Below are 12,614 nucleotides of genomic sequence, written 5' to 3' on the forward strand. Positions count from 1 at the left end.
TCATAAAAGTGTGCGCGATGATACCAAGGGCAGGCGTTCGGATCGCGCGATTAAACGCAGGCCAGGATCGGCCCCGGACGCATCCGGCGGGCCCGGGCCGGTGAATCGCGGGCACAGGGGCGGGCTGCGGGCGATTGGCGCCGGGTGCGCTTTTTTGTTTCAACCTATTTAAAAAGTATTAATGCCTTTGATCCGACCCTGCTGCATTTGCGAAACATTGCGATTTACAATGCGCAACCTCTGATGGAGTCCGATCCTCGTGGATGTGTTCGCGCAACTCTCGTCTGGCCTCAACCATTTCGTGATCGCTCCGGTCACCGGGCAGTTCCTTGGCCTGTTCGATCTGAACGGGCGCCTCGGCGTGGCGTTTCTGCTGGCGTCCTACGCCGTGGCCTACGGGCTGTACCGTCACCGCAAGCGACGGGGCCTGACCGGGGCGGGGTCGTTCTGGCAGTTCATCGGCGGCGGCCGGGTCCACGGCCACCGCTCGGCGTGGCTGGATTACCGCTACTACTTCATCAAGGCCATCCTGCGGGTCGCGCTGGTGTTGCCTGTCATCGGACTGGTCGATCCGTACATCCTGCGCTCCGGTGACTACCAGCGGTTTTTCACGCAGTTGTGGGGCGCACGGGAGCAACTTCCCGATCATCCGTTGCTCGCCGTGTCCTACGGGCTGGGCGTGTTCCTGTTCAGGGATTTCCTGCATTACTGGATCCACCGGGCCTTTCATTCCCGCTGGCTGTGGGAGTTCCACAAGGTCCACCATTCGGCGCCGGTGCTGGTGCCGGCCACGGCCAGCCGCATCCACATCGTCGAGTCGCTGGCCGAGCGGCTCGTCATCACCGCCGGCCTCGGCGCCTTCGCCGGCGCGGTCTGGTACGCCTGCGGCGGGGAGGTCAGCCGCTACACCCTGTTCGGCGTGACCTGGCTGGTGCTGATCGTCAACAGCCTGGGGGCCAACCTGCGCCACAGCCATGTCTGGCTGTCGTTCGGGCCTGCCATCGAGCATGTGCTCAACAGCCCCGCCCAGCACCAGATCCACCACAGCGACGCACCGCGCCACTTCAACAAGAACTTCGCCATCAACCTGTCGCTGTGGGACTGGCTGTTCGGCACGCTGTACGTGACCACAACGAGGCCCGAGGCCTTGCGTTTCGGCACGGGGGAGCAGGATCGCGGGCGTTACCTGACGCTGTACGGGCTGGTCGTCACGCCGTTCGTGGAGACGGCGCGCAAGCTGTTCCCAAAATCCGTGTGGGGACGAGGGTGGCGGGTCAGGCACCGGTGATGTCGCCTGTGTCGGCCTCATCGCTTGCAGGCAAGCTCCTACAGTTTTTGCTGGTGTGCATGAATCTTGCGGACACCCAGCGTTCCATGAACGCCCGTCTATAGTGAGAAGGCTGTGCGAAATGGGTGGTGCGCCTGTCGGTGAGCGGCGGGGCGCCGAGACGACAGGCTGTGCCTCTGAATCAGGAGATCGCCATGAGCCAGATCGATAAAGTGCTGTACACCGCAAAGACCCACACCACCGGCGGACGTGACGGCGCTTCGCGCAGTTCCGACGGCATCCTTGACGTGAAACTGTCCTCGCCCGGCAGCAACGGCGGCGGCACCAACCCGGAACAACTGTTCGCCGCCGGCTGGTCGGCGTGCTTCATCGGCGCGATGAAGGCGGTGGGGGCGCAACAGAAGATCAGCATTCCGGCGGACGTGGCCGTGGACGCCGAAGTGGATCTGGGCACCCATGCCGGAGGGTATCTGCTGCAGGCGCGGCTCAACGTGAGCCTGCCGGGGATGGAGCGCGCCGCCGCGCAGAAGCTGGTGGAGGATGCGCACCAGGTGTGCCCTTATTCCAAGGCTACGCGCAACAACATCCAGGTCGAGGTGAAACTGGTCTGAGCCCAGGCGGCCCGCCCGCGTTGCGCGGGCAGGCCGGTTCAGCCGGGGATCAATGCATCTTGCTGTGATCGTGGCCTTCCATGTGGGTCAGCGAACGCACGGCGGCCTTCACCTCAACCGTTTCCTGCTCGCCCTTGGCGTTCTCGACGGTCAGGGTCAGCGGCACGCTGTCGCCTTCCTTCACCTGGCCGGTCAGGCCCATCAGCATCACGTGGTAGCCGCTCGGGTCGAAGGTCACGGCCTTGCCGGCCGGCAGGTCGACGGAGGCCACCGGGCCCATCTTCATCACGTCGTCCTTCATGCTCATTTCGTGGATCTGCACGTCCTTGGCCACCGGCGACGCCACCTTGACCAGTTTGCTGTCGCTGTCGGCGGTGACGGTCATGAATGCGCCGGTCGCCGGCTGGCTGGCGACGGTCGCGCGCACCCAGGCGTCATCGACCTTGGTCTGCGCCGACGCCTGGAAAGCCAGGCCCAGCAGGGACAGGGCGCAAGCGGCGCGTTTGAGGGTGTTCAGAACGGGGTGCATCAGCAGACCTCCATAACGGTAAGCAAATCTTCCGTGCACTCTTGTGCCGAAAGCGATTGGGACAGGCCCAGGCGCAGTTCGCCCCGGGAGTCGTAGACGTAACTGGTGGCGGTGTGGGAGATCGTGTAGGTGTCGCCGGCCGGCACCTTCTCGAAGAACACGTCGAATTCCTTGGCCGTGGCCTTGGTCTCTTCCAGGGTGCCGTACAGCGCGACGAAGCTCGGGTCGAACGCCTTGACGTAGGTGTCGAGGATCTGCGGCGTGTCGCGCTCAGGGTCCAGGGTGATGAAGATCACTTGCAGGCGGTCGCCGTCCTTGCCCATCAGCTTCTTGATCTTCGCCGCGCGGGCAAGCGTGGTGGGGCAGATGGCCGGGCATTGGGTGAAGCCGAAGAAGACCATCGGCATCATGCCGCGAAAGCTCGACAGGGTGAGGGTGTTGCCTTCGGTGTCCTTGAGCTTGAAGGTGCGTCCCAGGATCTTGTTGCTCAGATCCTTGCCGTACTTGTACGACAGTTCGCCACGGGTGTCGCAGCCGGCGAGCAGGCCCAGGCCCAGCACGCCCATGCCGGCCAGCACCTGGCGGCGGGTCAACGAAGCGGTCATCGATTTAGCGCCCTTTGCGAGCCCGTCGGCGTGCAGCCGTCCGGGCGGGGTTACCGTAAAAGCGGCGCATGATAGCAAAGCGGGGAGCGCTCCCGGCTGCCGAACGGCGGTCTAGACACATGGTGCGACAAATGGCCGCGATCAGCGGGCGGTGTCCGGCGGTGCCTTCCAGCCTCCGCCCAGGGCGGTGTACAGGTTCACTTCGGCGACCAGTTGCGCCAGCCGGTCGTTGATCAGGTCTTGCTGGGAACTGAACAGCGAGCGCTGGGCGTCGAGGAACGTCAGGCTGCTGTCGACGCCGCTCAGGTAGCGGTGCTGAGCCATGTCGTAGTAGTCCTGGGTGGCCTGCACGAGGTCGTGCTGGGCCTGGAGCTGATCCTGATAGGTCTTGCGCGCCGCGAGGCCGTCGGCCACTTCCTGGAACGCGGTCTGGATCGATTTTTCGTACTCGGCCACCGTGATGTCCTTCTGCAGCTTCGCGTAGTCCAGGCTGGCGCGCAGGCTGCCGGCGTTGAAGACCGGCAGGCTGAGCTGCGGCTGGAACGTCCAGGCGCCGGAGCCTCCCTTGAACAGCCCGGCCAGGTCGGTGCTGGACGTTCCCGCATTGGCGGTCAGGCTGACGCTGGGGAAGAACGCCGCCCGCGCCGCGCCGATGTTGGCGTTGGCGGCCTTGAGCTTGTACTCGGCCTGAAGGATGTCGGGGCGGCGCTGCAGCAGGTCCGACGGCAACCCCGCCGGCAACTGCGCCACCAGGTCGTTGGCCAGCGGCAGCGCCGGCAGGTGTTCCGGCACCGGCGCCCCCACCAGCAGTGTCAGGCTGTTCAGGTCCTGGGCCACCTGCCGCTGATAGCGCGCCAGGCTGGCGCGGGTGCTGTCGACGCTGGTCTGCGCCTGGATCTGCTCCAGCGCCGACGATTTGCCGGCCTGGCGGCTGCGGGTGGTCAGGCGCAGGCTCTGTTCGTCGGCGGCCAGGGTTTCCTGGGTCAGGGCCAGCAGTTCCTGGTCGGCGCGCCAGGTCAGGTAGGCGCTGGCGACGTTGGCCACCAGGCTCAACTGCGCGCTGCGCCGGGCCTCTTCGGTGGACAGCCAGGTCATCAGCGCCTGCTCGCTGAGGCTGCGCACCCGGCCGAAGAAGTCCAGCTCGTAGGCGCTGACCCCGAGGTTCACCGCATAGGTCGAGGTGATCATCGCCTTGGTCCGGGTGACGCTGGGCGGCATGCGCCGGCGCAGCTCGCTGCCGGTGGCCGACACCGCCGGGAAGAGGTCGGCGCGCTGGATCCGGTATTGCGCCTGGAAGGCCTCGACGTTGAGCGCCGCCACCCGCAGGTCGCGGTTATTGGCCAAGGCGCTTTCGATCAAGCGCTCCAGGGCCGGATCGTTGAACAGCCCCCGCCAGTCATCGACGCTGGCCGCAGGTTGCGTGTTCGCCGCGTACGCCGGGCCTTGCGGATACTGCGCGGCATTGGGCGACTCGGGGCGGCGGTACTCGGGGATCAACGAACAGCCGCTCAGAAACAGGGCGGCGCACAACAGGGAAAGGGGCAACCTGGACATCAAACAGCCTCATGCACGCAAAGGACGGGCGCCGCTGTGCAGGGGCCCTATGTGAACCGACCGCCGGATCAGGCGCCGGCCATCCATTTCGCCAGACCGTGCCGCCCGCTGACGCCAAGCTTGGCCGTCGCGCGTTTGAGGTAGGTCTCGACGGAGCTGTTCTTCACCCGAAGCCGCTCGGCCAGTTGCGGCACGGTGCCGCCGGTCAGCAGGCCCAGGCAGACTTCCTTTTCCCGCACCGACAGGTTGATTTCGCTGAGGGTCAGGCGCTCCTCGAACACCTGCTGCAACGGCGCCTGGTCCTGATCGGCCACGGGCGGTCGCGGGTGTCGGGCGATGGTCTGCCGGCTGAGCTGGGCGTGGCGCTCGATCAGCGGCAGCAGGGTGTCGGACAGGCTCTTGAGGAACGACAGCTCCGGCAGGGAAAACACCCGTTGCGTTTGCGGACGGTAGAACGAAATGACGCAGCGGCGGTTGGAGTTGCGCGACACCAGATTGCATTGATGGACACCCAAATGCGGGTGGCGGTGCTGGAGCGAGGCTTTGAGCTGGATCAGCAGCGAGTCGTTCATCTCGATCATTTTCTGCAGCAACGGATGGTCGTCCGGCCGCTGCAGGGGATCCGGGGGCGGGAACGTCTGCGGCTGGCCGGCACTGCCCAGCGCCTTGACCTCGACCACGCTGGCCTGGCGCTCGTCCAGCGTCCATTCGCTCAGGTCGACCCGGTTGACCGGCACCAGGGTATCGACCAACTGGAACAGGTTGGTGGCGAACCGTTCGTCGCCGGTGCTGGCGATCAGTTCACCCAGTTGCCAGTAGAAATGCGGGTTTTCCGTGTTGCGGATACTGCCGGTCAGATTCATATCTTTGTCATCCTTGTCGTCACGCCTTTACCGAATCGTCTGCCGTGCACACGCCCCTGCAAGTCCCGTTTCTCCTTGAGCCGGGATTTAAGCCTATGGGTTTGTCTTGCGTCTGTAAGGGAAAGCGGGGACACAAATTGCCATCTTTTCTGAATTGGTGCGCCCACGTTTCCTACGCGAAATCGGCCCCGAAAATCGCCCCGGTGACTGAACGGTTAATCACGGGGGCAGTAAATCGGGGGAGTCGGCGAGATTGACCGGCAGAGCGGGATCCAGAGCGGGCCGCAGGTATGGCAATTGTCCTACAAGACTTTCAGCCATTCCTTTCGGAACGTGAGGCGAGGTAGCTGAGTCCTCCTCGCTGCCCGGCGTGAACGGCAGACGCGGCGCCCGGCCCGGGTGTCCGGGTTTCACGTGTCATGCCGGTTCCGGGGCCGATGCTTGAATACCGGCACAATCACATGAGAAGGATCTTATGAACTCATTTGCTGCCGATGCGGCGGACGGACTGTCCGCGACCGCCGAAACCTTTGCGCTGACCGCCGCCCAGAGTGACATCTGGCTCGATCAACTGCGTCAGGGCGATTCGCCGCTGTACAACATCGGCGGCTATGTCGACCTGAGCGGCCCGCTGGAGCCTGAGCTGATGCAGGCGGCGCTCGAACGCCTGGTGGCCCGCCACGACGCCGTGCGCACCGTGCTGCTGCCGGGGGCGGGCGAGCAGGGCATGCCGCTGCAGCGCTTTGCGCGGTCGCTGCCGGCGCCGATGCCGCTGCATGACTTCTCCAGCCATCCCGACCCTGAAGCGGCGGCGCGGGCGTTGATCCAGGAACGCATCGAGCAGCCCTTCACGCTGGACGGCGGGCCGCTGTTCCGCTTCCTGCTGATACGGCTCGACCGTCAGCGGCACTGGCTGTCGATCCTGGCCCACCACCTGATCACCGACGGCTGGGGGTTCGGCGAGATGCTCAAGTCGCTGGACGAGATCTACAACGCACTGGCAAGCGGCGACCAGCCACCCCGGGAGGCGCCGTCCTACGTCGACTTCATCCTTGATGATGCGCGCTACCACGGCAGTGCGCGGTACGAGCAAGACCGTGCCTATTGGCTGGACAAGTACCGCCACGTGCCCGAGCGCCTGTTGCTGCCCCGTCATCAAGAACGCCACGGGCCGGCCGCGGCGCCGAGCCGGATCTTTTCCCAGCCGTTCCCGGTCAGCCTGCACGAGCGCATGAAACAGGTGGCGCGGGAATTCGGCGCGTCGGCCTTCCATGTGCTGCTGGCGGCGATGCACGTCTATTTCAGCCGCACCGCCCAGCGCGACGAATGGGTGGTGGGGGTGCCGCTGCTCAACCGCTCCGGCGCCCGCTTCAAGTCCACCCTCGGCCTGTTCACCCAGGTCAGCGCGGTGCGCATGGGCTTCGGCCGCGAGCTGTCGTTCAGTCAGTTGATCGTGGCGATCCGCGATGAGCTGAAACAGGACTTCCGCCATCAGCGCTTTCCCCTCAGCGAAATGAACCGGGCGCTGGGCCTGCTGCGTGAGGACCGCTCGCAGCTGTTCGAGCTGACGGTCTCCTATGAGCAGGACATCCACGAGTACCGCTACGGCGAGGCCCGAGGGGAGGTGGTCAAGGTCTCGAACCACGAGGAAGGCACGCCGCTGTCGGTTCATTTGCTCAGCAACCGCAGCAACGAAAAGGACAGCCTGTACCTGGTGTACAACGAAGCCTATTTCGATGCCGACGACATCAAGGCCCTGGCCGAGCGCCTGCTGTGGGTGCTGGAGCAAGGGCTGGAGGACGCCGGCCTGGCGGTGGCCGATTTCAGCCTGGGCACCCCGGCCGAAGCGGCGTTGCTGCAGCGCTGGAACAATACCCGCACCGACTTCCGGCAGGGCCAGCCCGTGCACCGGCGCTTCGAGGCGCAGGCGGCGCAGCGCCCGCAGGCCCTGGCGGCCATCCATGAAGGCAGGCCGATGACCTACGCCGATCTCGACGGGCAGGCCAATGGCTTGGCGCACCACTTGATCGGCCTCGGCGTGCGTCCCGACGACCGGGTGGCGGTGGTGGCCCGGCGCGGGCTGGACACCCTGGTGGGCCTGTTGGCCATCCTCAAGGCGGGCGCCGGGTATGTGCCGGTGGATCCGGCGCACCCGGCCGAACGCTTGCGCTACCTGCTGGAGGACAGCGCCCCCGTGGCGGTGCTGACCCAGAGCGATCTGCGCGAACGCCTGCCGAGCGGGGCCGTGCCGGTGATCGAACTCGACCGGCGCCGCTGGCCGATGAATCCGGCCAGGCCCGAGGTGCCGGCGCTCACCGACCGGCACCTGGCCTACGTGATCTACACCTCCGGCTCCACCGGCCTGCCCAAGGGCGTGATGGTCGAGCACCGCACGCTGTCGAACCTGATCGACTGGCATTGCGAGGCCTTCGGCGTGCGCGCCGGCAGCCATGCGTCGAGCCTGGCCGGGTTCGGTTTCGATGCCATGGCCTGGGAGGTCTGGCCGGCGCTGTGCGTGGGCGCGACCCTGCACCTGGCTCCGGTGCAGGAGGAGGGCGAAGACATCGATGCGCTGCTGGCCTGGTGGCGCGCGCAACCTTTGGATGTGAGTTTCCTGCCGACGCCGGTCGCCGAATATGCGTTCAGCCGCCAGCTCGGCCACCCGACCTTGCGCACGCTGCTGATCGGCGGCGACCGCCTGCGCCGGTTCGACCGCGAGCAGACGTTCGAGGTGATCAACAACTACGGCCCGACCGAAGCCACGGTGGTCGCCACCTCCGGGCGGGTCGTGGCGGGGCAGGCGCTGCACATCGGCAAACCGATCGCCAACGGCACCGTGCACGTGCTCGACGAACAGCAGCGCCCGGTGCCGGTCGGCGTCGCCGGAGAACTGTATGTCGGCGGCGCGGGCGTCGCCCGTGGCTACCTGAACCGGCCCGAACTCACGGCCGAACGTTTCCTCGACAACCCGTTCGCCGACGGGCGGATGTACCGCACCGGCGACCTCGCCCGCTGGCGCAACGACGGCACCCTCGAATACCTGGGGCGCAACGACGATCAGGTCAAGTTGCGCGGCGTGCGCATCGAGCCCGGCGAGATCGAGGCGGCGCTGCTCAGCCACGACGCCGTGCGCGAGGCCGTGGTGCAGGTGCGCGACGGCCAGTTGCTGGCCTGGTTCACCGAGGGCCGGGCGCTGGACATCCGCGAGCTGCACGAACACCTCAAGGCCCGTCTGCCGGGCACGCTGCTGCCGGGGGCCTATGTGCGTCTGGAGGCGCTGCCGCTGACCGCCAACGGCAAGCTGGACCGCAAGGCCTTGCCGGACCCGGGGCCGGAGGCCCAGGTTCGCCGTGAATACGAAGCGCCGTCGGGCGAGGTGGAAACCTTGCTCGCGCAGCTGTGGGCCGAGGTGCTGCAAGTGGAGCGGGTGGGGCGCCACGACCACTTCTTCGAATTGGGCGGGCACTCGCTGTTGGCGGTGGGGCTGATCGAACGCATGCGCCAGGCCGGCCTGAGCAGCGACGTACGCGTGCTGTTCGGCCAACCGACCCTGGCGGCCCTGGCCGCGGCGGTGGGCAGCGGCCGCGAGGTCGAGGTGCCGCCCAACCGCATTGAGCCTGGCTGCACGCACCTCACGCCGGACCTGCTGACGCTGGTGCGGCTGGACCAGGCGGCCCTCGACAGGATCGTCGCCACGGTGCCGGGCGGCGCGGCCAACGTGCAGGACATCTACCCGCTGGCGCCGTTGCAGGAAGGCATCCTCTATCACCACATCACGGCGCAGCAGGGCGATCCGTACCTGCTGCAATCGTGGCTGGCGTTCGATGACGCTGAACGCCTCGACGCCTTCGCGCAGGCGCTGCGCCGGGTCATGGCGCGCCACGACATCCTGCGCACGGCGGTGCTTTGGGAAGGGCTGGACGCTGCGGTGCAGGTGGTGTGGCGCAGCGCTGAGCTGCCGGTGGAGGAAGTGTTCACGGATCCGGCACAGGGCGACGTCCTGGCGCAGTTGCACGAGCGCTTCGATGCCCGCCGTTACCGTCTCGACATCAGCCAGGCGCCCTTGGTCCGCCTGGTCTACGCACAGGATCCGGCCCATGGGCGGATCGTCGCGACCCTGCTGTTCCATCACCTGGCCATGGACCACATCGCGCTGGAGGTGATGCGCGAAGAAATGCAGGCCAGCCTGCTGGGCCTGAGCGAGCCTACGGCGCCGGCGGTGCCGTACCGCAACTATGTGGCCCAGACCCGGTTGGGCGTCAGCGAGGAAGAGCACGAAGCGTTCTTCCGCGAGATGCTCGGCGACATCGACGAGCCGACGCTGCCCTTCGGATTGCAGAACGTGCAGGGCGACGGACGCGGCATCGAAGAGGCCCGGCGGCCGTTGCCGGCGGACTTGGACCTTCGCCTGCGCGCGCAGGCCCGGCAACTGGGCGTGAGCGTGGCGAGCCTGCTGCACCTGACGTGGGCGCGGGTGTTGGCGGCGACCTCCGGGCAGGAGCGGGTGGTGTTCGGCACCGTGCTGATGGGCCGGATGCAGGGCGGCGAGGGCGCCGACCGGGCGCTGGGGGTGTTCATCAACTCGCTGCCGTTGCGGGTGGACGTGGACCTGGGCGTGCGCGCCGCCGTGCAGGCGACCCATGCCCGGCTGACGGCGCTGCTGGGGCATGAGCATGCGTCGCTGGCGCTGGCCCAGCGCTGCAGCGGGGTGGCGTCGCCGTCGCCGCTGTTCAGTGCGCTGCTCAACTACCGGCACACGGACGAGCGCACGCAAGACGCGTCTGCCGTTCAGGCGTGGCAGGGCATCGAGACCCTGGCCAACGAAGAGCGCACCAACTACCCGATGACCCTCAGCGTCGATGACCTGGGCGACGGCATGCGCTTGACCACCCGTGCCGTGGCGGGCATCGGCGCGCAGCGGATCGGCGGTTACGTGCAGACCGCATTGACGGCGCTGGTCGAGGCCCTGGAGCAGAGCCCGCAACTGGCCGTGAACCGACTGTCGGTGTTGCCGCCGGCAGAGCTCGAGCAACTGCTGGTCGGGCTCAATGCCACGGAAGTGGATTGTCCGCTCGAACAGCCCGCCCATGTCCTGTTCGAGGCGCAGGTGCGGCGCAAACCAGAGGCCGTCGCGTTGCAGTTCGAAGGGCAGTCACTCACCTACCGCGAGCTCAACGAACGGGCCAACCGCCTCGCCCATCACCTGCGCGGGCAGGGCGTGCAGCCGGACGCGCGGGTGGCGATCTGCGTCGAGCGCAGCCTGGAACTGGTGATCGGCCTGCTCGCCATTCTCAAGGCCGGCGGCGCCTACGTGCCGCTGGATCCGGACTACCCGCTGGAGCGCCTGCACTACATGCTGCAGGACAGCGAACCGGTGGCGCTGCTGGTGCACGGGGCAACCCGGCAACTGCTCGGCGAGCCCGGCGTGCCGCTGATCGAGATCGACCGCGGCGACTGGCAGGACGCGCCGGCCGGCGACCTGGCGGTGCCGGGCCTGAGTGCGTCGAACCTGGCGTACATGATCTACACCTCTGGCTCCACCGGTACGCCGAAGGGGGTGATGGTCGAGCACCGCAGTCTGTGCAACATGGTGCACTGGGGCTCGCGGATCAGCCCGCCGACGGAGCAGGGCGCGCTGTTGCAGAAGGCGCCGTTCAGCTTCGACAGTTCGGTGTGGGAGATCTTCTGGCCGCTGTGCGCAGGCCTGCGCCTGGTGCTGGCGCGGCCCGACGGCAACCGCGATTCGGCCTATGTGACGCAGGCGATCCGCGAGCAGGGCATCACCGTGGTCAAGTTCGTGCCGGCGTTGCTGCAGCAGTTCATCGAACAGGACGACGTCAGCCAGTGCACCCGCCTCACCGACGTGCTCAACGGCGGCGGGGAACTGACCGCCGCGCTGGCCCGCGCCGTGCGCCGACGCCTGCCGTGGGTACGCCTGCACAACGTATACGGCCCGACCGAAACCACGGTGGACAGCACCGGCTGGACACTGGAGCCCCACGAGCCGCTGCCGGAGGGCGCGATCCCCATCGGCAAGGCCTTGAGCAACACCCGTCTGTACGTCCTCGATGCCCACGACCAACCGGTGCCGATGGGCGTCAGCGGCCAGTTGCACATCGGCGGCGTCGGCGTTGCGCGGGGCTACCTGGGGCTTGCGCAGATGCAGGCCGAGCGCTTCATCGACAGCCCGTTCGTGCCGGGGGACCGGCTCTACCGCACCGGCGACCTGGTGCGCTACCGCGCAGACGGCCAACTGGAATTCCTCGGGCGCAACGACTTCCAGATCAAGCTGCGCGGCCTGCGTCTGGAACCGGGCGAGATCGAGGCGCGGCTGACCGAACACCCGGCGGTGCGCGAAGCGGTGGTGACGGTGCGCGACGAGCGGCTGGTGGCGTACTTCACCGTGCGCGAGGGTTTCGCGGCGCCGGCCATCGAGGCCTTGCGCGCCCATGTGCTGGAGCGTCTGCCCGAGTTCATGGCGCCGGGGGCCTATGTGAGGCTGGACGCCTTGCCCCTGACCCCCAACGACAAGGTCGACCGCAAGGCCTTGCCCGCACCGGGGGCGGAAGCGGTGCTCAGCCGCCGCTACGAAGCGCCGCAGGGCGAGGTGGAGATCCGCCTGGCGCAGATCTGGGCCGAGGTGCTCGGGTTGGAGCAGGTCGGGCGCGACGACCACTTCTTCGAGCTCGGCGGCCATTCGCTGCTGGCGGTGAGCCTGGTGGCGCGCATGCGCCAGGCCGGGCTGCACGTGGACGCGCGCACGCTGTTCAGCCAGCCGACACTGGCGGCCCTGGCGGCGCACACCCAAGGCCAGGCCCGGCAGGTGGACATCCCGCAGACCACCATCCCGGTGCTCGACCGCAAACGGCGGCTCTGACCTGAACCAGTGGCAAGGGAGCCCTTGGTGAGGAACCGGTGGTGAGCGCAACTGTGGCGAGGGAGCTTGCTCCCGCTGGGGCGCGCAGCGGCCCTTTCTGTGCGTCTTGAGCGCGCAGGGGCCTGCTTCGCCGTCCAGCGGGAGCGAGCTCCCTCGCCACAGGGGATTGTCCCCGCTTCCCATGTCAGCCCCACGGGGCCCGATGTTTTAGCTTTTCCAGGCTGTGCGCAGCGGGCACGGACTCGATGCTGCGCGCTTCTTTTCCCGAAATTACAGCAGGTTACCTC

At 67.3% G+C, this 12,614-nt stretch carries 7 protein-coding genes; 3 read left to right on the forward strand and 4 right to left on the reverse strand.

The features are described from left to right. Positions 1-259: 259 nt before the first annotated feature. Both KVG96_RS08545 and KVG96_RS08550 read left to right on the forward strand, forming a co-directional pair. Positions 260-1,288: a sterol desaturase family protein gene (locus KVG96_RS08545; protein WP_217891609.1), complete on the forward strand. Its 1,029-nt coding sequence runs from the start codon at positions 260-262 to the stop codon at positions 1,286-1,288. 194 nt (positions 1,289-1,482) lie between these two features. Then, complete coding sequence (locus tag KVG96_RS08550; RefSeq protein WP_217891610.1) at positions 1,483-1,899, forward strand: organic hydroperoxide resistance protein; 417 nt, start codon at positions 1,483-1,485, stop codon at positions 1,897-1,899. A 49-nt stretch (positions 1,900-1,948) separates the two neighbouring features. Here KVG96_RS08550 and KVG96_RS08555 read toward each other — a convergent pair whose 3' ends face one another. The 4 genes from KVG96_RS08555 to KVG96_RS08570 form a co-directional block, all read right to left on the reverse strand. Then, positions 1,949-2,428 (reverse strand): copper chaperone PCu(A)C, encoded by a 480-nt coding sequence (locus tag KVG96_RS08555; RefSeq protein WP_217891611.1) that lies wholly within the window; start codon positions 2,426-2,428, stop codon positions 1,949-1,951. After that, positions 2,428-3,033: an SCO family protein gene (locus KVG96_RS08560; protein ID WP_085583603.1), complete on the reverse strand. Its 606-nt coding sequence runs from the start codon at positions 3,031-3,033 to the stop codon at positions 2,428-2,430. The genes KVG96_RS08555 and KVG96_RS08560 overlap by 1 nt, the downstream gene beginning before the upstream one ends. A gap of 141 nt (positions 3,034-3,174) precedes the next feature. Further along, complete coding sequence (locus KVG96_RS08565) at positions 3,175-4,587, reverse strand: efflux transporter outer membrane subunit (protein ID WP_217891612.1); 1,413 nt, start codon at positions 4,585-4,587, stop codon at positions 3,175-3,177. A 68-nt stretch (positions 4,588-4,655) separates the two neighbouring features. Then, positions 4,656-5,450, reverse strand: a complete 795-nt coding sequence (locus tag KVG96_RS08570; protein ID WP_217891613.1) for a helix-turn-helix transcriptional regulator — start codon at positions 5,448-5,450, stop codon at positions 4,656-4,658. Between the two features lie 475 nt (positions 5,451-5,925). On the opposite strand from KVG96_RS08570, the gene KVG96_RS08575 reads away from it, so the two are divergent. Further along, positions 5,926-12,327 (forward strand): non-ribosomal peptide synthetase, encoded by a 6,402-nt coding sequence (locus tag KVG96_RS08575; RefSeq protein WP_217891614.1) that lies wholly within the window; start codon positions 5,926-5,928, stop codon positions 12,325-12,327. Positions 12,328-12,614: the final 287 nt, after the last annotated feature.

Source organism: Pseudomonas ekonensis (assembly GCF_019145435.1).
GTDB classification, from domain to species: domain Bacteria; phylum Pseudomonadota; class Gammaproteobacteria; order Pseudomonadales; family Pseudomonadaceae; genus Aquipseudomonas; species Aquipseudomonas ekonensis.

Excerpts from the sequence above, each read along its gene's own strand:
- KVG96_RS08555 (WP_217891611.1), bottom strand. The coding sequence starts at position 2,428 with ATGCACCCCGTTCTGAACACCCTCAAACGCGCCGCTTGCGCCCTGTCC.
- KVG96_RS08575 (WP_217891614.1), top strand. The coding sequence starts at position 5,926 with ATGAACTCATTTGCTGCCGATGCGGCGGACGGACTGTCCGCGACCGCC.
- KVG96_RS08550 (WP_217891610.1), top strand. The coding sequence starts at position 1,483 with ATGAGCCAGATCGATAAAGTGCTGTACACCGCAAAGACCCACACCACC.
- KVG96_RS08560 (WP_085583603.1), bottom strand. The coding sequence starts at position 3,033 with ATGACCGCTTCGTTGACCCGCCGCCAGGTGCTGGCCGGCATGGGCGTG.
- KVG96_RS08570 (WP_217891613.1), bottom strand. The coding sequence starts at position 5,450 with ATGAATCTGACCGGCAGTATCCGCAACACGGAAAACCCGCATTTCTAC.
- KVG96_RS08565 (WP_217891612.1), bottom strand. The coding sequence starts at position 4,587 with ATGTCCAGGTTGCCCCTTTCCCTGTTGTGCGCCGCCCTGTTTCTGAGC.